This window comes from Streptomyces gossypii (assembly GCF_025165795.1).
In the GTDB taxonomy this organism is placed as follows: domain Bacteria; phylum Actinomycetota; class Actinomycetes; order Streptomycetales; family Streptomycetaceae; genus Streptomyces; species Streptomyces gossypii.
This window is the reverse complement of the sequence record NZ_JAJAGO010000013.1, coordinates 89,445-109,240: the sequence shown is the minus strand read 5'-3', so window position 1 is coordinate 109,240 and position 19,796 is coordinate 89,445. Positions and strand designations below refer to the sequence as shown.

General features: G+C 69.9%; 18 protein-coding genes. 5 read left to right on the top strand and 13 right to left on the bottom strand.

The features are described from left to right. Positions 1–223 precede the first annotated feature (223 nt). A complete protein-coding gene (locus tag LHJ74_RS25960; RefSeq protein WP_260220656.1) occupies positions 224–1,636 on the top strand; it encodes a cysteine desulfurase/sulfurtransferase TusA family protein in 1,413 nt (470 codons plus the stop codon). Between the two features lie 81 nt (positions 1,637–1,717). Here LHJ74_RS25960 and LHJ74_RS25955 read toward each other — a convergent pair whose 3' ends face one another. Next, the gene (locus tag LHJ74_RS25955; protein ID WP_260220655.1) at positions 1,718–2,692 is read right to left on the bottom strand and encodes a carbohydrate kinase family protein; all 975 of its coding nucleotides are present in this window, start codon (positions 2,690–2,692) and stop codon (positions 1,718–1,720) included. Between the two features lie 138 nt (positions 2,693–2,830). On the opposite strand from LHJ74_RS25955, the gene LHJ74_RS25950 reads away from it, so the two are divergent. Both LHJ74_RS25950 and LHJ74_RS25945 read left to right on the top strand, forming a co-directional pair. Then, positions 2,831–3,064 carry a hypothetical protein gene (locus LHJ74_RS25950; RefSeq protein ID WP_260220654.1) on the top strand — a complete coding sequence of 78 codons (234 nt, stop codon included), beginning with the start codon at positions 2,831–2,833 and terminating at the stop codon, positions 3,062–3,064. A gap of 105 nt (positions 3,065–3,169) precedes the next feature. Beyond that, positions 3,170–4,669 (top strand): hypothetical protein, encoded by a 1,500-nt coding sequence (locus LHJ74_RS25945; protein WP_260220653.1) that lies wholly within the window; start codon positions 3,170–3,172, stop codon positions 4,667–4,669. A gap of 153 nt (positions 4,670–4,822) precedes the next feature. Here LHJ74_RS25945 and LHJ74_RS25940 read toward each other — a convergent pair whose 3' ends face one another. After that, a complete protein-coding gene (locus LHJ74_RS25940; RefSeq protein ID WP_260220652.1) occupies positions 4,823–5,176 on the bottom strand; it encodes a HesB/IscA family protein in 354 nt (117 codons plus the stop codon). 292 nt (positions 5,177–5,468) lie between these two features. On the opposite strand from LHJ74_RS25940, the gene nadA reads away from it, so the two are divergent. After that, a complete protein-coding gene (nadA, locus tag LHJ74_RS25935; protein ID WP_260220651.1) occupies positions 5,469–6,659 on the top strand; it encodes a quinolinate synthase NadA in 1,191 nt (396 codons plus the stop codon). Between the two features lie 58 nt (positions 6,660–6,717). Here nadA and LHJ74_RS25930 read toward each other — a convergent pair whose 3' ends face one another. Beyond that, the gene (locus tag LHJ74_RS25930) at positions 6,718–7,500 is read right to left on the bottom strand and encodes an SDR family oxidoreductase (protein WP_260220650.1); all 783 of its coding nucleotides are present in this window, start codon (positions 7,498–7,500) and stop codon (positions 6,718–6,720) included. Between the two features lie 56 nt (positions 7,501–7,556). Beyond that, positions 7,557–8,612 (bottom strand): 3-oxoacyl-ACP synthase III family protein, encoded by a 1,056-nt coding sequence (locus LHJ74_RS25925; protein WP_260220649.1) that lies wholly within the window; start codon positions 8,610–8,612, stop codon positions 7,557–7,559. A 126-nt stretch (positions 8,613–8,738) separates the two neighbouring features. Between LHJ74_RS25925 and LHJ74_RS25920 the strand changes: the two genes are divergently transcribed. Then, positions 8,739–9,500 carry an SDR family NAD(P)-dependent oxidoreductase gene (locus LHJ74_RS25920; protein ID WP_260220648.1) on the top strand — a complete coding sequence of 254 codons (762 nt, stop codon included), beginning with the start codon at positions 8,739–8,741 and terminating at the stop codon, positions 9,498–9,500. Positions 9,501–9,517: 17 nt separating this feature from the next. Here LHJ74_RS25920 and LHJ74_RS25915 read toward each other — a convergent pair whose 3' ends face one another. The 9 genes from LHJ74_RS25915 to LHJ74_RS25875 all read right to left on the bottom strand — a co-directional run bounded on the left by LHJ74_RS25915 (position 9,518) and on the right by LHJ74_RS25875 (position 19,606). Then, a complete protein-coding gene (locus LHJ74_RS25915) occupies positions 9,518–10,726 on the bottom strand; it encodes a cytochrome P450 (protein WP_260220647.1) in 1,209 nt (402 codons plus the stop codon). Positions 10,727–10,796: 70 nt separating this feature from the next. Next, positions 10,797–12,038 (bottom strand): phthiocerol/phthiodiolone dimycocerosyl transferase family protein, encoded by a 1,242-nt coding sequence (locus LHJ74_RS25910; protein WP_260220646.1) that lies wholly within the window; start codon positions 12,036–12,038, stop codon positions 10,797–10,799. Positions 12,039–12,190: 152 nt separating this feature from the next. Continuing rightward, the gene (locus LHJ74_RS25905) at positions 12,191–12,703 is read right to left on the bottom strand and encodes a response regulator transcription factor (RefSeq protein WP_260220645.1); all 513 of its coding nucleotides are present in this window, start codon (positions 12,701–12,703) and stop codon (positions 12,191–12,193) included. Positions 12,704–13,087: 384 nt separating this feature from the next. Further along, positions 13,088–13,285: a ferredoxin gene (locus tag LHJ74_RS25900; RefSeq protein ID WP_260220644.1), complete on the bottom strand. Its 198-nt coding sequence runs from the start codon at positions 13,283–13,285 to the stop codon at positions 13,088–13,090. Beyond that, the gene (locus LHJ74_RS25895; protein WP_260220643.1) at positions 13,266–14,642 is read right to left on the bottom strand and encodes a cytochrome P450; all 1,377 of its coding nucleotides are present in this window, start codon (positions 14,640–14,642) and stop codon (positions 13,266–13,268) included. Before LHJ74_RS25895 ends, LHJ74_RS25900 begins: the two co-directional genes overlap by 20 nt. Then, positions 14,639–15,811, bottom strand: a complete 1,173-nt coding sequence (locus LHJ74_RS25890; RefSeq protein ID WP_260220642.1) for a terpene synthase family protein — start codon at positions 15,809–15,811, stop codon at positions 14,639–14,641. Before LHJ74_RS25890 ends, LHJ74_RS25895 begins: the two co-directional genes overlap by 4 nt. A 9-nt stretch (positions 15,812–15,820) precedes the next feature. Then, on the bottom strand, positions 15,821–16,891 hold the full coding sequence (locus LHJ74_RS25885) for a polyprenyl synthetase family protein (protein WP_260220641.1): 1,071 nt from the start codon (positions 16,889–16,891) through the stop codon (positions 15,821–15,823). Further along, complete coding sequence (locus LHJ74_RS25880) at positions 16,888–18,243, bottom strand: cytochrome P450 (RefSeq protein WP_260220640.1); 1,356 nt, start codon at positions 18,241–18,243, stop codon at positions 16,888–16,890. Before LHJ74_RS25880 ends, LHJ74_RS25885 begins: the two co-directional genes overlap by 4 nt. Positions 18,244–18,352: 109 nt before the next feature. After that, positions 18,353–19,606: a cytochrome P450 gene (locus LHJ74_RS25875; protein ID WP_260220639.1), complete on the bottom strand. Its 1,254-nt coding sequence runs from the start codon at positions 19,604–19,606 to the stop codon at positions 18,353–18,355. Between the last annotated feature and the right edge of the window lie 190 nt (positions 19,607–19,796).

Below are 19,796 nucleotides of genomic sequence, written 5' to 3'. Positions count from 1 at the left end.
CGCCGGCCCTGGCGCGGGCAGGGTTTGGATGTTTATGCGGACCAAACCCTACTGGACGCCAATCGGGGTCGCGCGGGGAGGGTGGGTATCGCGGCGCGTCACACCCCGAAGGGGTGGAATCACCGGGTGTGTGGGCCCGGCTGACGCCGCGTCCGCCGGGCGCGCCTCCCGCGTGAGGCTTTCTCGCTCGCCCGATCCGCTGCCCTCGGCATACCGTACATGTGTGCCCTATTTCGACACCGCGTCCTCCGCCCCCCTTCATCCCGTCGCCCGGCAGGCGCTGCTCGCCGCGCTGGACGAGGGGTGGGCCGATCCCTCCCGCCTGCACCGGGAGGGGCGCCGTGCGCGGATGCTGCTGGACGCCGCGCGCGAGACCGCGGCGGAGGCGGTCGGCTGCCGCCCCGACGAACTGGCCTTCACCACCTCGGGCACCCGCGCCCTGCACACCGGCATCGCGGGTGCGCTGGCCGGGCGTCGGCGGCTGGGCCGCCATCTGGTGGTCTCCGCGGTGGAGCACTCCGCCGTGCTGCACGCGGCCGAGGCGCACGAGGCCGACGGCGGCACCGTCACCCGCGTCGCGGTGGACCGTACGGGCCGGGTGGCGGAAGGGGGCTACGCGGAGGCACTGGTGGAGGGCACCGCCCTGGCATGCCTGCAGAGCGCGAACCACGAGGTCGGCACGGAACAGCCGGTGGCGGAGGTGGCCGAGGCGTGCGCCGCTGCCGGAGTGCCGCTTCTGGTGGACGCCGCCCAGTCGCTGGGCCGCGCCGCCGTTCCCGGCGGCTGGTCGCTGCTGGCGGGCAGTGCGCACAAGTGGGGTGGCCCCGGTGGCGTGGGACTGCTGGCCGTCCGCAAGGGCGTGCGGTTCGCCGCGCCGCGCCCGGCGGACGAGCGGGAGTCGGGGCGGGCGCCCGGCTTCGAGAACATCCCGGCGATCGTGGCTGCGGCCGCGTCCCTGCGTGCGGTACGTACGGAGGCCGCCGCGGAGGACGTACGGCTGCGCGCTCTGGTGGACCGGATCCGCGCGCGGGTACCCGAGCTGGTGCCGGACACCGAGGTTGTCGGGGACCCGGTGCGCAGACTGCCGCAGCTGGTCACCTTCTCCTGCCTCTACGCGGACGGGGAGGCGCTGCTCCATGCCCTGGACCTGGCTGGCTTCTCGGTGTCCTCCGGTTCGTCCTGCACTTCGAGCACGCTGACGCCGAGCCATGTGCTCAAGGCGATGGGGGTGCTCTCGGAAGGCAACGTCCGGGTGTCGCTGCCCGCCGGGACGGAGGCGGAGGAGGTCGACCGTTTCCTCTCGGTGCTGCCGGAGGCGGTGCGTTCGGTACGGGCCCAGCTCGGAGCGGGCGGACGGGAGACCGGCACGGCGGCGGAGACTTCCGAGAACGGGGGCGGGGCCGCGGGCGAGGCGGGTAACGGGGCCGGGCTGACCGTCGACGCGCTGGGCAAGCGGTGCCCGCTGCCCGTCATCGAGCTGTCCAAGGTGATCTCCGACGTGCCCGTCGGCGGTGTCGTGACGGTGCTCGCCGACGACGAGGCGGCGCTCCTGGACATCCCCGCCTGGTGCGGGATGCGGGATCACGAGTACCTGGGCGCACGCGGCACCGCGTACCGGATCCGGCGGCGCCACTGAACCCGCTGGGGCCACGGGACCGGGTGCCTCCGGCCCCGCTCCCGCACTGTGGCGCACGGGTCGGGGCCGGACGGCGGCCGGTCAGGGCAGGAAGGCCCGCACCTCGGTGGCGGCGTCGTCGCCGTACGCCTTGGTGAAGCGCTCCATGAAGTGGGTGCGGCTCAGCTCGTACTCCTGAGTGCCCACGGTCTCGATGACCAGGGTGGCCAGCATGCAGCCGAGCTGCGCGGCGCGTTCCAGGCTGACGCCCCAGGCGAGGCCGGTGAGGAAGCCGGCCCGGAAGGCATCGCCGACGCCGGTGGGGTCGGCCTTCCGCTCCTCCTCGGCACAGCCGACGATGACGGGCTCCTGGCCCTTGCGGTCGATCCGCACGCCCTTGGCGCCCAGTGTCGTGACACGGGCGCCGACGCGGTCGAGGATCTCCTCGTCGGACCAGCCGGTCTTGGATTCGATGAGCCCCTTCTCGTACTCGTTCGAGAAGAGGTACTTCGCGCCGTCCAGCAGTACGCGGATGTCCTCGCCCTCCATCCGGGCGATCTGCTGGGAGAAGTCCGCGGCGAAGGGGATGCCGCGGGTTCGGCACTCCTCGGTGTGGCGGGTCATCGCTTCGGGATCGTCCGCGCCGATGCTGACCAAATCGAGGCCGCCGACGCGTTCGGCGACGGTCTGGAGCTCGATCAGCCGGGCTTCGCTCATGGCGCCGGTGTAGAACGAACCGATCTGGTTGTGATCGGCGTCGGTCGTGCACACGAAGCGCGCGGTGTGGGCGGTCTCGGAGATGTGGACCGATTCGGTGTCCACCCCGTGGCGGTCCAGCCAGGCGCGGTATTCGTCGAAGTCCTCGCCTGCGGCGCCGACCAGGATCGGCCGGGCGCCGAGCTGGCCCATGCCGAAGCAGATGTTGGCGGCGACGCCGCCGCGGCGGACGTCGAGCCTGTCGACGAGGAAGGAGAGGGAGACGGTGTGCAGCTGCTCGGCGACCAGCATGTCGGCGAAGCGGCCGGGAAAGGTCATCAGATGATCGGTGGCAATAGAGCCGGTGACTGCGATACGCACGACGAGATCTGCTCCTGAAGGAGAAGAAGTTAGGCGGGCCTGAACAAGCTACCCGCTCCTCGGCCACAACCGAACAGGGCATAACTACCAAATAGTAGGGCCTTCCCGGCACCCCCTGCCCTGGGTAACGTCAACTTCATGACGAAGCAGACCCGCACCCCGGGCTTTCCTCCGGCCGAGCCCGAGTCCCTGGCCCAGCTGCGCGGCGACTGCGCGCGGATGGCGCAGCGCTGGCCCGCGGCGGACGGCGGGGCCGCCTCCGCCGACTCCCCGGGCTCCTCCCGCTCCCCCGCGAGCCCCGAGCCGCACGGGGTGCGGGTGCCGCCGCGCTCCGCGCGCCTCGTGGATGGCATGTCCGAGTACGGCGACTGAGGGCTGTCCCGACAGGGAACCGCTCGCTCCCGCGCCCCGTCCAAGGGACATCCCCCGAGGGGGAAGGCGAATCCCAGTGATGAGCGGAGCCGAAGGAGCGATGCGGTGAGTACCGAAGAGACCCCCGAGCGACCCCGGCGGCGCCGGCTGACCGTCGTCGCGGTGGCGGCGGCCGTCCTGGTGGCCGGAGGCGGTGCGGCCTACTGGTCATCGGCCACCGCCGACGACGACGCGCCCACCGCCGATGGTGGCGGCTCCAAGCCCGCGCCGCTGGCACTCGACCACCTCCGCCAGACGGAGGCCGCCACCGGCAGCCGCTCGGACATCGCACCGGGCGAGCCCGACCCGGCGGGGGGCGCCTACCGCGCCCAGGGCGAGCTGCCGAAGGGGCCGGGCACCGCGTCCGTCTTCCGTACGGAGGGGCGGGTCACCGAGTCCGAGGTGGCGGCCGTCGCCGAGGTCCTGGGCATGGCCGGGAATCCGAAGCGGGAGCACGGCGGGTGGACGGTGCGGGACAGCAAGGACGGCTCCGGCCCGTCGCTCACGGTCTCCGACGAGCGCGCCGCGGGCAGCTGGCGCTTCTCCCGCTACATGCCCCAGCGTGACAGCGTGTGCGCGGCGCCGCAGAAGCCCGGTGAGCCGCGGTCCACCCGCTCCTGCGGGGGCGAGCCGGGCGAAGCGAGCACGACCGATCCTGTCTCTCCCGAGGAGGCGAAGGCGGCGGTCCGGCCCGCGCTGAAGGCCATGAATCTGGACGGCGCGCGGCTGGACGCGAGCGCGGTCGACGGCGCCCTGCGTGAGGTCAGCGCCGAGCCGCAGGTGGGCGGGCTGCCGGTGCGCCACTGGGGCGCGGTCTTCACGGTGGGCGCGGACGGGCAGCTTGTGAGCGGCCGGGGCCAGTTGGCCGAGATGACCAAGGGTGCCGAGTACCCGGTGCTGTCGGCCGCAAAGACGCTGAAGGAGCTGAACAAGCACCAGCGTGGCAGCAGCTCCAACCTCGCGAGCTGCGCCTCCCCAGAGCAGCCCGGCAAGGCGCAGACGCCGAACCCGAGCGGCGGCGACGCGGGGACGACGGACGCCGGGCCCCCTTGTGCCGCGCCGGGGCCGCTGGGAGTCACCTCGGTGACGGATGCGGAGTTCGGGCTGGCCATGCAGCCCTCGGACACCGGGCCGCTCCTCGTACCCAGCTGGATCTTCGAGATCGAGCGGAAGGGCGGCGGGGGCACCCATGAGGTGACCTACCCGGCGGTGCGGCCGGATTATCTCGTGGCCGGCAAGGACGGGACCTCGGGTACGGGCACACAGCCGGAGACCCCGCCGGGCACCGGTTCCGAGGACACCACGCGCCAGGCACTCACCTCCTACCGCGCGGACGGCCGGACGCTGACCGTCACCTTCTACGGCGGTGTCTGCGACACCTACCGGGGCGAGGCGAAGGCGGCCAAGGAGAAGGTGACGGTCTCGGTCGAGCCACGCGAGCCGCGCCCGAAGGGGCCCTGCATCGCGATGGCCAAGGAGCAGACCGTCAAGGTGGAGCTGGATGAGCCGCTCGGCGACCGCAAGGTCGTGGACGGGCGCGATGGCGAGCAGCTGCCCCGGAAGTAGACACGCGGGCGGACACCCGATCGGCAGACCCGGCAGCACGACACGGCAGCATGACGAAGGCGGCGGACCGTTGCTGGTCCGCCGCCTTCGTCGTGCCACACAGCTGGTGCCGTTCGCGGCTGCCGTCGGGACGGTGTCGCTCGGGCCGGTGGCTCAGTTGAAGGAGTCGCCGCAGGCGCAGGAGCCCGTGGCGTTCGGGTTGTCGATCGTGAAGCCCTGCTTCTCGATGGTGTCGACGAAGTCGATGGAGGCGCCGCCCAGGTACGGGGCGCTCATCCGGTCGGTGACGACCTTGACGCCGTCGAAGTCCTTCACCACGTCGCCGTCAAGCGATCGCTCGTCGAAGAAGAGCTGGTATCGCAGGCCGGAACAGCCGCCGGGCTGGACGGCCACGCGCAGCGCCAGATCGTCTCGGCCCTCTTGCTCGAGCAGGGCCTTGACCTTCGCCGCGGCGGTGTCGGACAGGATGATGCCCTCGCTCACAGCGGTCTCGTCCGAAACGGACATCTGCTTCTCTCCCGGGTTGTACGGACTGCTCTGCCACCGGCTCTAACCAGTGGCATCCCGGATTCATTCCAGGTATGACAGGTCGTTTTCGCGCTTCTCATGCTCGCACACCGGGGGGCGGAAGGTCACTCATCGGCTGCGGCCGCCGCCCGCGACCGCCCTGCCATCACCTCGCCCCGGGAATGCGTCACATCGACACGATCGCCATCGTCAAAGTGACGTAAAGGAGCTATGATAGATAACGTCAATGAGACGATAACTCTCGTGTTCTGGAACAGAAAGGGTGCGTGACGTGACCACCGCCCAACCCCTGGACGTACAGCCGACGCCGCTCGCCCTGCTTCTGCTCGGCCGTGCCGCGGACCCGAAGAGTGAGCGCGGCGTGGAGTGTCCCGGCGATCTGCCCGCCCCCTCCGACCCGCATCTGGTCGAGCGCGCCCGGGCGGCCAAGGCGAAGCTCGGGGACAAGGTCTTCGTGCTCGGCCACCACTACCAGCGCGACGAGGTCATCGAGTTCGCGGACGTCACCGGTGACTCCTTCAAGCTGGCCCGGGACGCCGCGGACCGTCCGGAGGCGGAGTACATCGTCTTCTGCGGTGTGCACTTCATGGCCGAATCCGCCGACATCCTCACCTCCGGCCGGCAGCAGGTCGTCCTGCCGGACCTGGCGGCAGGCTGCTCGATGGCGGACATGGCCTCGGCGGAGCAGGTCGCCGAGTGCTGGGACGTGCTCACCGAGGCGGGGATAGCCGACGTCACCGTGCCCGTCTCGTACATGAACTCCTCCGCCGACATCAAGGCGTTCACCGGTCGTCACGGCGGCACTATCTGCACCTCCTCCAACGCCGAGCGCGCCCTGCGGTGGGCCTTCGCCCAGGGCGACGGCGCCCAGCAGAAGGTGCTCTTCCTCCCCGACCAGCACCTGGGCCGCAACACGGCCGTCCGTGACCTGGGGATGTCGCTCGGTGACTGCGTCGTCTACAACCCGCACAAGCCCAACGGCGGGCTGACGGCGGCCCAGCTGCGCGACGCCAGGGTGATCCTGTGGCGCGGCCACTGCTCGGTGCACGGCCGCTTCTCGCTGGACTCGGTCGCCGAGGTGCGGGAGCGGGTGCCCGGCGTCAACGTGCTGGTCCATCCCGAGTGCCGGAACGAGGTGGTGGAGGCGGCCGACTACGTCGGCTCCACCGAGTACATCATCAGGACTCTGGACGCCGCGCCCGCCGGATCCAAGTGGGCCATCGGCACCGAGCTGAACCTCGTACGGCGCCTCGCCAACCGCTACGCCGACCAGGACAAGGAGGTCGTCTTCCTGGACCGGACGGTCTGCTTCTGCTCGACGATGAACCGGATCGACCTGCCCCATCTCGTCTGGGCGCTCGAGTCGCTGGCCGAGGGCACGGTGGTCAACCGGATCGAGGTCGACAAGGAGACCGAGAAGTTCGCGAAGCTGGCCCTGGAGCAGATGCTCGCCCTGCCCTGACCCGGCCCCGCTCAGAAGCCATTGTCCTGTCCCGGTCGCGGGGCAGGACGACAGCTCCTCAGGGCGGGCTCATGGAGAGCGGCGCCGTGACGCTGAGCCCGCCGTCGACGACGAGATTCTGACCGGTGATGTACTCGGCGGCGGGTGAGAGCAGGAAGGCGACCGCGTCCGCGACTTCCTGCGGTGTTCCCGGACGCCGCTTGGGTATGTGGGCGATCACGGCCTCCGGCCCCAGGTCGAGCGCCCGCAGGTAGTGGGTCAGTGAGGAAGTCTCGATCATCCCCCCGGTCACGGCGTTCACGTTGATGCCGGCGGGGGCCAGCTCACAGGCGAAGTACCGGACCCATGCCTCCAGCGCCGCCTTCTCCGCACCGATGGCGGCATAGCCCGGGAAGGCACGGACGGCCGCGAGGGAGGACAGCGCGACGATCCGGCCGCCGCCGTCCATCAGCCCGGCCGCCTGCTGGGCCGCCAGGACGAAGGACTGCGAGTTCGTGGCGTGGGACCGCTGGAGATGGTGCAGCTCCAGCTCGCGAGAGCCCTTCGCGGGACCGGCCGCCGCGTTGGCGACGAAGAAGTCCAGGCGCCCGTGCACCCGCCGCACCGTGTCGAAGAGTGCCCGCATCTCCTCGGGGCTCTCCACGTCGGCCCGGCACACGAGGCCGTGTCCGCCGGCCTCCTCGATCTCGGCCAGCGTGCGCTCGGCCGCTTCGGTGTCCCGCTTGTAGTTGATCACCACCTGGGCGCCTCGCGCGGCGAGGGTGCGGGCAACGGCCCGTCCGATGCCGCGTGACGAGCCGGTGACGACCGCCACGGCCGCGGGCGGGGGTGTTCGCGTCATGGATGCGCCTTCCGGGAAACGTGTGGGGGTCCTCCGGCCACCGGACTCAGCCGGACTCAATACGTCGCCGAGGCGCGGGCGGGAAGTACCGGTCCGAAGTCCCGGGGGCCGCACCAGCGGACGACGGTTCCGCCGTAACTCATCCCGGAGCCGAAGGCGAGCAGCAACACGTGGTCGCCGGGCCCCAGCCGCCCGGTGTCCACGGCCTCCACCAGCGCCAGGATCACACTCGATCCGCTGGTGTTGCCGAAGCGGTCCGCCACCACCACCGTCTTGTCCCTCGGCTGGCCGAGGACGTCCATCAGCCGCAGCAGCAGCGCGGGATTCGCCTGGTGGGACACGATCAGGTCGACGTCCTCCAGGGTGGTCTCCGCGGCCTTCACCACCTCCAGCGCGAACTCGGGGATGACTTCCAGCGCGAAGTCCCGCACGCCCCCGCCCACCATGCGCATGTAGTTGGCGCCGCTGAAGCGGTTCGGCACACCGTCGGCGGGCGGGAGGCGCTCGGTGTGGGCGGTGTAGTAGAGGTCGGGGCGGGTGCGCAGCAGCGTGGGGCTCAGCGCGGGTCCGGTGGCGCACGGCTCCAGCAGGTAACAGCCCGCGCCGTCGCCGAAGAGGGCATGCGCCGTACGGTCGGCCGGGTCCAGCGCCTGGGCCACCGTGTCGGCGATGACCACGGCGATCCGCTGATACTCACCGGAGGCTATGTACTTGGCGCCGACATCCAGCGCGAAGACACCGCCGGCGCAGCCGCCCGCGTTGATGTCGAAGCCCCGGATGCCGTGGAGGTCCGCCTTGCGAAGAATCGCGGCGGCCGTGGCCGGCAGCATGTGGTCCGGGGTACCTGTGCAGCAGATCAGCAGATCTATGCTGCCCGGGTCCACGCCCCCGCGCGCGCAGGCGTCGTGCAGTGCCAGCACCGCCAGGTCCGAGGTCCACTGGTCCGCGGTGGCCACCCGGCGGGTGTGCATACCCAGCTTTTCCCGGATCCAGGCGTCACTCGTGTCGAACCGGGCCACGAGATCTTCGTTGGTTATCTCGGTTCGGGGCACGAAACGCCCCACCGCGCGGATTCCGGCAGTCGGTCGCTCCGAATTGACGCTGTGACGCACTGTTTCCCTCCCAGCTGGAAAAATCCAAACAATTGCAACATAGCCGGATAAAAGGCATACTCAGCGGCGCCGCACGCTTCGCCCCGTCCCTCCCCGTGCGCAATTCCCTTCTCCTGGAAGGCCGTTATGCCCCTCTCCCCCACCCTCGCGCTGGTAACCGGAGGCACCTCCGGGCTCGGACTGGCGACGGCCGGCCGACTGCTCTCCTCGGGCACGGTGCCGATCCTGTTCGGCCGGTCGAAGGAGCGCGGGCTGGCCGCGCAGGAACACCTGGGCGGCGGCGCCGTCTTCGTCCAGGGCGATGTCGCCGACGAGCTCGATGTCACCCGTGCGCTGGACGCCGGGGCGCAGCGGGGCGAGCTGCGGGTCGTCGTCAACTGCGCGGGGACGGCGCATGCCGCCCGGGTGGTGAACCGCTCGGGGCCGCACGCGCTGAAGGACTTCGTGGCCGTCGTGACGTCGAACCTCATCGGCACGTTCAATGTCGTACGCCTCGCGGCGGAGCGCATGGCCGCCCTCGAACCGGTCACCGGCGAGCGCGGAGTCATCGTCAACACCGCTTCCATCGCCGCCTTCGACGGCCAGGTGGGCCAGGCCGCCTACGCCGCCGCCAAGGCGGGGGTGGCCGGCATGACACTGCCGCTCGCCCGTGACCTGGCCGGCTTGCTGATACGGGTCGTCACGGTGGCACCGGGGCTCTTCGACACCCCTGCGGCCGAGGGGCTCCCCGCCGAGACACGCACGGCGCTGGAGGCGCAGGTCCCGCACCCGCGCCGGTGGGGCCGCCCCGACGAGTTCGCCGAGCTGGTCGGCCAGATCATCGGGAACCGGATGCTGAACGGCGAGACCATCCGGCTGGACGGCGGCCTGCGCATGCCGGCCCGCTAGTGCTGCGCCGGGCCCGGTCACCACCTGACCGGCAGTGTCTGGACGCCGTAAACGATCGCGCCGTCCCGCATCGCGACGTCCGCCGCCGGCACGGCGAGCCGCAGCTCCGGCAGCCGCTCCAGCAGCACCCCGTACCCCGTGCGCATCTCGCTGCGGGCGAGCTGCTGCGCCACGCACTGGTGGACGCCGAAGCCGAAGGCCAGGTTGCCGGTGGGCTGCCGGGTGATGTCGAAGGTGTCGGGGTCCGTGAAGCGGGCGGGGTCACGGTTTGCCGCGGGCAGCGACACGGTCACCGTCTGGCCCTTCCGCACGACCTCGCCGCCCATTTCCACGTCCTCCAGCGCACCCCGGGAGATGCCGAACTGGATCACGGTGAGGTAGCGCAGCAGTTCCTCCACCGCGTTGTCCAGCTGGGCGGGGTCCTCCCGCAGAGCGGCCAGTTGCCGCGGGTGCGTCAGCAGGGTGTAGACACCCAGCGAGAGCATGTTGGCGGTGGTCTCGTGGCCCGCGGTGAACAACTGGAACGCCACGCTGGTGAGTTCCTCCGCGCTGAGCTCGGCACTCTCGACCAGTCCGCCCAGCAGATCGTCCGTGGGCTTCCGCTGTTTCCCGGCGACGACGTCCGCGAGGAACTCGAAGATGACGCGGTAGCACTCCTTGACCTCGTCGGCCGTGGAGTCGATGCGCAGCATCTTCTCGGACACCGGCTGGATCCCCTCCCACCGGTCGTACGGGATGCCGAGCAGTTCGCAGATCACCCGGGACGGCAGGGCGATGGCGAAGGACGTGACGAGATCCGCGGAGCCGGACGGATTCTCCGCCAGCATCCGGTCGATCAGTTCGTGGGCGGTGTCGGCGATCTTCGGCTCGAGCTGCCGCATCCTGCGCACGCTCAGCTCGCCGGTCAGCAGCCGGCGGTACTTGGTGTGGTCGGGGGGGTCCATGCCGACGAACATCCCCGGCACGTCCTCCTCCGGCGGCTGGCCGTCGCCGAGGACCTCGTGCACGGCCGAATGCCGCAGCTCCGGCCGGGAGCTGAAGCGGGAGTCGGACAGCACCTTGCGTGCCAGTTCGTGACTGGTCACGAGCCAGCCCAGATGACCGTCGGCGTAGCTCAGCGGCGCCACCGGACAGCGTTTGCGCAGTTCGGCGAGGGACGCGGGCGGGTCCAGTACGCTCTGCCGCTCGGTGGGAATCCTGGGCGGCCGGGAATCGGGATCGGGCATACGTCCTCCTGAGACGTCCATGGAGCGGGCGGGATGCGGCGCCGGGGCGCGAGGTCCTGTCCGGCAGCGCTCAGGTCCCGGCGGGGGCGGCGGCGGGGGCACGCAGCAGGTCACCCATCCGCCGGACGAGTCCGGCTCGCTGCTCCCCGGTGAGGTGGCCCGCCGGTGAGGTGATCTCCACGCTCAGCCGGTCGCCGTAGCTGGTGACGACGAAGAGCAGCAGACCCGTCATCGTCGTCGTGGTGTAGCCGCGGAAGTCGGTGACGCGTACCCCGTCCGGAGCGGTGAAGCCGGGTATGGCTCCCAGGTTCGTGACCACGAGGTCGACAGCGGTGGGTTCCGCCGCGGTGAACTGCTGTGCTTCGAGAATGGCGCGCTCCGCCTCCCCTTCGGCCACCGCGGAGTCCAGCCGCTCCTTGATCCGACGGCCGACGGATCGCGGGTCACCGCCGTAGGGGACGACGACGCGGGCCTCGACGCCGCTCACGAAGTTCGTCGATTCCGCCACGGTCACCGGTGGCCGGACGCGGTCCCGGAGATCGACCGGGCAGCCGCACACCATCGGCCGCGGGGCGCCGCCGGTCTCCAGCTCGTCCCGCAGGGCGACGGTCGCCGCGCCGCAGAGGTACGCGTGGACCGAGAGCCGCTCGGCGCGCAGCCGGCCGATCAGCTCGGCCGTGGTCCGTGCGTCCAGCCGGATCCGGTCCGCCGCCACCTCCAGGTGACCGGGGGACGGGGCGCCTGCCAGGGCGATCCGCAGAGCGGCCCGGTCCACCTGGTCACCCACGGTGGCGCCGTCCGGGGCCCCGGCACCGCCTCGGGTGCGCAGCAGGTCCTCGGCGGGCGAAGGCAGCGGGGCGTCGGCGGGCACCAGCGGCGTCTCGCCCTTGGTGAGGGCCGTGTAGTGGCGGAGCAGCTGCTCCAGCAGGGTGACGCCGCCTCGGCCGTCGATCATGCTGTGGTGCAGTACCAGGATGAGGTGACCGCCCTGCTCCGCGCCCCGGACGAGCACGAGCCGGCACAGCGCCCTCCTGGAGTCGAGCGGGCGACCCATCTCCTCCAGGTAGACCGGTTCGCCGCCGTCACGGACCGTCGTCTCAGCTCCCTGCCCGGCGGGGAGAAGGAAAGCGAACCCGTCCTCTTCCCGGCACAGCCTGGCACGCAGTAGCGGATTGCCCTTGCAAAGTAAATTGAAAGCCTCGACCAGCAGTTCCGCATCGATGCGTCCCGTGTATGCCACGGAATACGATCCCGACCAGTTGACAAAAGCGTGATACGCCTCGCTCGGCTCCAGATAACGCTGTTGCGACATGTGCACTCTTTCGACCGAAAAGAACTGCGACTCGGGGAAAGTATTCCCAGGAAAGGATGGCCTGTCTTCCGCCCGAGGGCTGATGGACACCCTGGACGAAAGACCGGGCAGGAAATACTGGGTCGTGCCGGCGGGCGCCCGCCGGCACGGCTTCAGGAAACCGAAAGCATCCCGGAAGAGGCGATCAACTGGGCCCGGCTGCGCAGGCCCGCCTTGGCCAGCACATTGGACACATGGAACTTGACCGTCTTCTCGCTGAGTGACAGAGCGTCGGCGATGGCCCTGTTCGAGAGTCCCTGGCAGAGCACCTGGACGACCTCCCGTTCCCGTTCGGTCAACTGTGCGGCGATCGGGAGCTCGGCCCGCTCGCACTGCCCGCGCCGACGGACGGCCTCCAGCAGCGGCCCGGTCAGGGCCTGCGAGGCGAACCCTTCGCCGGTGGCGGCGGCATGCACCGCGTGAAGCAAATCCGACTGCGGTGCGTCATGGTGGACGAGGCAGGTCACGTTGGCCCGGATGAGCGCCGCCAGTCCTTCCGGCGTCGTCTCCGCCACGCCGTAGACGACCGTGGCGGGCAGCCGGCCGCTGCGGGACCGGGCGATCTCCCCGAGCAGATGGGCGAACACGGCATCCAGCACTACGACATCCACCGGAAATTCAGCCATCCGGCAGAGCACACCGGCTTCGTCCGGCACATCGGCTATGACCGATATATTTGCGTCGCGGCCGAGGATTACCTGGAGTCCGAGCCTGGCATGTGGGTTTCCGTCACAGATAATGACACTGACCGGAATCGCGTCCGAAATTAAAGCCATGGCTCCCCCTTCGCGCTGGCCATCCGGCCGACTAGCGAAAGGTGGTGCGGCGAGACTCCACGGCAGGACTCCGGTGGAAAACAATCCGCACTCCCCGGCACCAGCCGAGATGTGGATCCAGGGTAACGATCGGCACTATCCTGCACAAGGCATACACAAGACGTGTGCACTTGGTAACCAAACGATTACAGTAATTCCGAAGACCAGTTTCCGGTAAATCTTCGGCAAAGGCACTCACTGCTCTTCGTCCAGCGTGATCACTTCGCAAGGGCAGTTGAAGACCGCGACCTGAACGAGATGTTCCGCTTCTGTCGGCGGAGACGGATCCAGCACGACTACCCGGCCGTCCGGCCCCTGGTCGAACACCCCAGGGGCCGAAAGTGCGCACATTCCGGAGCCGCAGCATTTCTCCTCATCGATGTTGATCTTCACCGTGCACGCTCTCCTCGCGCCCGACCGGGACGGGCACCATCGGCATGTGATGGGGGTTGACGGTTGCCCAGGGCATCTCCCGCACCTTCACCCCGTCCGGCAGGACCAGACGCCAGCGCCGTACGACGATGGCCAGCACCGCGTGCATCATGGCCCAGGCGAACTGCTCCCCGATGCAGTGCCTCGGACCGGCACCGAACGGTGTGTACGCCCCCTTCGGCAGGACCGCGGCCGGGCGCGAGACCCAGCGGTCGGGATCGAACCGCAGCGGGTCGGGGAAGAACTCCGGATCCCGGTGCACCGCGTACGGGCTGTAGAACAGCTCGGTACCGGCCCGGACCGTGCCCGAGCCCAGCGGGAAGTCCTGCACGGCCCGCCGGGAGATGACCAGGATCGGCTGACGCACCCGCAGGACCTCCTGCAGCACTGTCCTGCAGTACGGCAGCCGCCCCGCGTCCGCCACCTCGAAGTCCCGGTCCCCCAGGACCTCGAGAACCTCCGCACGGACCCGCCGCTCGATGTCCGGGTGACGGTCGAGTTCGTAGAACATCCAGGCCATCGCCGTCGCCGCGGTCTCCGAGCCGGCCATGGTGATCGAGACGATCTGGTTGCAGATCTCCTCGTCGGTCATGGGCAGGCCGGTGTCCTCGTCCTTGGCGCCGAGCAGCATGGAGAGCATGTCCGCGCGCCGCTCCCCGTCCTCACTGCGCCGGTACTCCAGCATCACCCGGCTGATCGCCGCACGCAGGTCGGCGAACGCCCGGTCGAAGCGGCGGTTCATCGGCAGCGGCAGCTTCTCCAGCAGGTCGCCCGGGGACACGGTGCGCCACATGATCGCTTCCAGGACGACGGGAAGCAGGTCCGCCAGCTCCTGGTGCGCCTCCTTCCCGACCGCCGACCCGAACATGGTGGAGGCCAGGATGTTGAAGGTGATGTCACGCATCGCCTTGTCGAGCGGAAGCTGCTCACCGGCGCGCCAGTCGGCGGTCTTCCGGGTGGTGACCTCGTGCATGACCGTCGCGTAGCGGGCGATCTGCTCCCGGTGGAAGGAGGGTTTGATCATGGCCCGCTGGCGGCGGTGCTCATCCCCGTAGGCATGGATGACGCCGTTCCCGGTGAGCGGACGCACCTTGTCGTAGAACCGCCCCTTGTCGAGGAGGTCCTTGCGGTCGGTGAGCAGCGCGTGGATCAGTTCAGGCTCGGTGACGAACAGGGCGGGCATGGGTCCCAGATCCACACGGACCAGGTCGCCGTGGCTGCGCAGCGACTGGATGAAACCCAGCGGGCCGCGCATCAGCGCGAGGGCGTGTCCCACGCCCGGCGCCCGGCCGGGTGCGGTCGCGTATGTGGTGCTCATGCCCGCACCGGCAGTTCCGCCGCGGACGCGGAGTCCGCCGGACGGCTGCCCCGTTCGGCACCGGCACCGGCACCGGCACCGGCACCGGCACCGGCACCGGCACCCAGAGTCCAGTAGGCCCGTCCGGTGAACTCGGTCCGGTCCGGATACAGCTTCAGTACCCCGGACCGCGCGCCGTTCCAGGTGTGCCCGGGGCCGTTGTAGCGGGAGGTGAGGTAGGACCACTGGAGGTTGCCCGCCATCATGTGCCACAGCGCGTCCAGATACGCCCTGATCTCCGCCCGGGAGCCGAGCGGGCCCGCCTCGATGGCGGACCGTGCCGCCATGAAATCGGACCGCAGACCGTCGATCACGGCGAACAGCCGGTCCACGGCGGCCTGGAGACCGAGGCCCTCGCTGATCCGCAGCACCGAGAGGGCGTTGACGTAGTCGTCCATCTCGGCCTCGGCACGGAAGGAGAACAGGTCGTTGGTGAGCATGATGTGGACCAGCGCCGTGTCGATGATGCCGCGAAGCTCCGGGTGGCGCTCCAGGTCCTCGCTCAGATCGATACCGAGACCGTACTCACCGAGCACGAAGTACATGCCCATGCCGACGCTGTCCCGGCGCACCTTGATGTAGGTGTCGTAGTCGAAGACCTGGTCCTCGGACCGGGAGGTGATCTCGGAGACGCAGCCGGAGAGGAATCGCTGCACCTCCGTCATGAAGCGGCCCCACAGAGCGTCCGAGGCATCGGCCCGCATCTCCTTCCACAGCCCCTGGAGTGCCCGGCCCCACGCGAAGTCGGCGGCGTCGGCCTGGTCGTTCAGGATGTTCATCACCCGGCCGAAGAGTTCCTTGGCCGCCTGGGGGTCCTTCCCGATCCGGCGGCGGTCCACCATCGCGTTGTCGAAGACGGACAGGTACTCCGTGTACTTGCACAGCAGCCGCAGCCGCTCGTGCCGCGCCGTCGGCAGGACATAGCAGGTCCACAAGGAGGCGGTCTCCTCCATGAGGAGCGCCATCTCCCGTTCCCCGTCCAGCGCGAAGCCCATGCTCTCGCGCGTCCAGGCGTCGGACTCCGCACGTATGGAATCGGTCCGGGGATGGCAGCGTGCGGGGAGCAGGTACGGGAATTCCGGCAGGTAGATCTCGGTACCGGGTGCATAGGGTGCGGGAGGCTTCGGCATGGTGCTCCTTCAACTGTCGCGGTTCAACGAGGCCGTCGCCAGCAGCTCCAGCTCGGCCCGTGCGGTGGGATGCAGGGACGCCTCGCGCAACTGGCTGAGGGCGCCGTCATGGCGCTCGTGGATCATCCGCTCGATGACGGCGGGCGCACCTGTCTTCTCGACGGTCTCGCGCAGTCGGGCGACCTCTGCGTCGCCGATCCACGGGGCTCCGTACAGGTGGTCGAGGCAGTCTCGCTGTCCGTTGTCGGCCAGTTCACGGGCGGCGGCGATCAGCGCCGTCGGCTTGCCCTTGCGGGCGTCGTCGGCAGCCGCCTTACCGGAGACGCCCGCCGTGCCCAGGAAGCCGACGAGGTCGTCGCGCAGCTGGAACGCCTCACCGATGAGCAGCCCGAACCGGTCGTACGCGGCCAGCAGCTCCTCGTCGGCCCCGGCCAGCGCACCGCCGATCTGGAGCGGATAGCGGACGGTGTAGCTCGCCGTCTTGTGCCGGACGATCTTCAGCGCCTCGTCCATCGTGCTGTCGCGGGCCTCGCCCACGAGGTCGAGGAACTCCCCGTACACGGCGGAACTCCGCAGCCGGCCGAAGAGCGCCCGCGCCCTGGCGCTCCGGACGACGAGCGGACTCTCCTGGAACAGGTCCTCCGACCACACCAGGCACGCGTTCCCGGCGAGCAGGGCGCTGCAGAGCCCGAACCTCCTTTGCTCACCGCGCCATTCGGAGGCGTGCAACTGCCCCATCGACATGTGCATCGTCGCCCGGCCGCGGCGCAGATCGCTCTCGTCGATGATGTCGTCGTGGATCAGGGCCGCCGTGTGGAAGAGCTCCAGGGCGGCGGCCGCGCCCAGTACCTCCGGGTCACCGGCCTCCCCGCCCGCACCGCGCCAGCCCCAGTAGCAGAACAGCGGCCGGACCCGCTTCCCCCCGCGGAGCGCGAACGTGTGGAGGAGCTGCAGCGCCTGCCTGGCCTCGGGGTTCGACTCCGCGTCCAGCCGCCCGCGCAGGAAGGAGTCGAGCCGGCCGTCGATCTGCGCCCTGAGTCCGACGCGCCCTTCGGCCAGCTCCTCCGCCAGCACGCTCATTTCGCGCGCCTCACGACCTTCATGGGAAGTGGTCCCGGGACCAGCGCGCCCATCGCGACCGGCTTGACCGGTTCGGCGCTGACGGGCTGCACGGTCCACTGCTGCGCCATCGTGGCGAGCACGGTCTGGGTCTCGAACCAGGAGAACGACTCGCCGATGCAGTTGCGCACGCCCGCGCCGAAGGGCATGAAGGCACTCCTCGGCACGCCCTTCGCGCGTTCCGGCAGCCACCGGTCCGGGTCGAACGCCTCCGGATTCTCGTACAGCTTCGGGTCGTGGTGCACCGCGTAGATCGAGTACAGCACCTCGGTGCCGGCGGCTATGTGGTGCCCGCCGAGCTCGACGTCCTGCACGCACTTGCGGCCCAGTGCCCAGACCGGCGGGTAGAGCCGCAGCGCCTCCTGGATCACCCGGCGGGTGTAGTCGAGCGCGCGCAGGTCCTCCGCGGCCACCGGACGGTCGCCGACCACGGTGTCGACTTCCTCCTGAAGCCTGCGCTGCACCTCGGGGTGCCGTCCCAGCAGCATCGCGCTCCAGCTCATCGCGCTGGGGGTGGTCTCGGACCCGGCGGTGAGCAGGGTCATGAACTCGTCCTGGATCTGCTTGTCCGTCATCTCCTTGTTGCCGCCGTCCTGCGCCGCGAACAGGAGGGTCATCAGGTCGTCCTGGTCCGGCTTGCGGCCCTGGGCCCGGTAGTCCGCGATGATGCGCCGGCCCATCGCGTACAGGCGTGCGACAGAGCTGTGGAACTCACGGCTCGACCTGGTCGGGAGCCGGTCGAGCAGGGCCGGCGGGATCGCTGCCCGCTTCTCGACGCCGGAGATCACGATCGGCATGGACCGGTACACCTGCGCGACGTCCTGCTCGACCATGTCGGTGGAGAACAGCGCCTTGATGACGATGCGCACCGCCAGCTCGTAGAACATGTCGTACATCGTGACTTCCTGGCCGTCCCGCCAGCCGTCGAACACCTCCGACGCGGATTCCCGCATGACCTCGACGTAGGCGGCGACGCGTGTGTGGTGGAAGGCCGGCTGCATCAGCAGCCGCTGCCTTCGGTGGAAGTCGCCCTCGGACAGCAGGATGCCGTTGCCCAGCAGAGGCCGCGCCTGGTCGAACTGCATCCCCTTCTCGAAGGACTTCGCCTTGCGGACGAGGATGTCGTACAGCATGTCGTGGTCACTGACGACGTATGCCTGCTTCGTACCGAGCCAGATGCGTACGAGACCGCCCCGCTCGCTGACGGACTGGAAGAACTTCAGGGGGTTGCGGAACATCTGGACGGCGTGCCCGGCGAGCGGCAGCCGCCCCGGCATCGGCGGGACGGGCGGTGCGGCGGTTGCAAGTGCCATGGTGAATCTCCATTGAGTACTCGCTGGGGCTGGGAGACCGGTGTCCGCCCCCGCTGAGCAGCGGGGTCCGGACGACAGCTTTGAGCGACCGGGCGGAGCCGACCGCCTCTCAGGCCCGGATGACGGGAAGTGCGCTCATACCGCGGAAGACGAAGCCGCCCGGCAGGTGCTGGGGGGTGAACCCCTCCTCGAGCCGCAGCGACGGAAACCGCCCGGTGAGCGTCTCCAGCGCGATGCGGGTCTCCAGCCGTGCCAGGCCGGCCCCGACACAGAAGTGGATCCCGTGCCCGAACCCGAGATGGCGGGGCGGCCCCTGGCGGTCGAGACGGAAGGTGTCCGGGTCCTCGACCCACTCCGGGTCCCGCCCGGCGGCGGCGAACATCACGCGGACCTGTCCTCCGGCAGGGATCTGCGCCCCGCCGACCCGCACCGCCTCCGTCGCCACTCGCGGGGCTCCCTGCACGGAGGAGTCGAAGCGGAGGCCCTCCTCCACCGCGGCGGGAATCAGCGCGGGGTCCCGGACCAGCGACTCCCACAGCCCGCGGTCCTCCAGAAGGTGCCACACGGTGTTGCCGATCAGGTTGGTCGTCGTCTCGTGCCCGGCGGCGATCATGACGCGGAGGGCGACGACGACGTCCTCCGCCGCGCAGACGGGATCCTCCTCGGCCGCGGCATCGCCCAGCACCGTCAGCAGGTCGTCGGCAGGTTCGTCACGGCGCTCCCGGAGCAGCCGCAGAACGTAGTTCTCGTACTCGACAACGCTCTTCGCGCAGTGCACCTGCTGTTCCACGGGCAGCGGCACGACCTGGAGCGCGAGCCACTGGTTGTTCCACTCCTTGACCTGGGCGCGGTCCTCTTCCGGGATGCCGATGATGTCGCAGATCACGGTCATGGGCAGCGGGTAGGCGAACTCCTGGAGCAGATCCGCCCGTCCGGAACCGAGGATCCCTCCGGCCAGCCGGTCCGCCGTGCGGCGGACCGCCGGTTCGAGCGCGCGAAGGTTCCTGGGCGAGAAGTATTCGCTGATGAGCGTACGGAAACGGGTGTGGGCGGGCGGCTCCACATTGTAGAGCGCGACCCGGAAGAAGAGGGAGTCGTCGAGAATCGCCCGGGCCTCGGGGCTGAACGGGTACGACCCGTCGAGGTTGTAGCGGCTGGTGAAGACTCCGTGCTCGCGCTGGACGCTCTCGATCTCGTCCCGTCCGACCACGATCCACTCGTCGAGGGCCGACTGGTGCACAACCGGCGCGCTCTTCCTGGCGTCGGCGTACGCCGCGTACGGACACGCGAGGAAGCTCTCGGCCTGCGGATCGAGGAGTTCTGCCTGGTCTGTGCCCGAAGGCGCCGGGGGCTGTGTCGACATGCTGGGTACCTGTCTCCTGCCGCGATTCGTCACCACCTGCTGCGCGAGGAAGTTGCACTCGCACTGTGGTCAGCATCGTCGACAGGTGATCACGCTGTCTTCTGCCAGGAGACCAGGGTCCCCGTACCGGGCCGAAGTCCTGACAGAAGCCAAACCTGGCCCTTGGGTGTGCGCCCCGGCCCGATCCAAG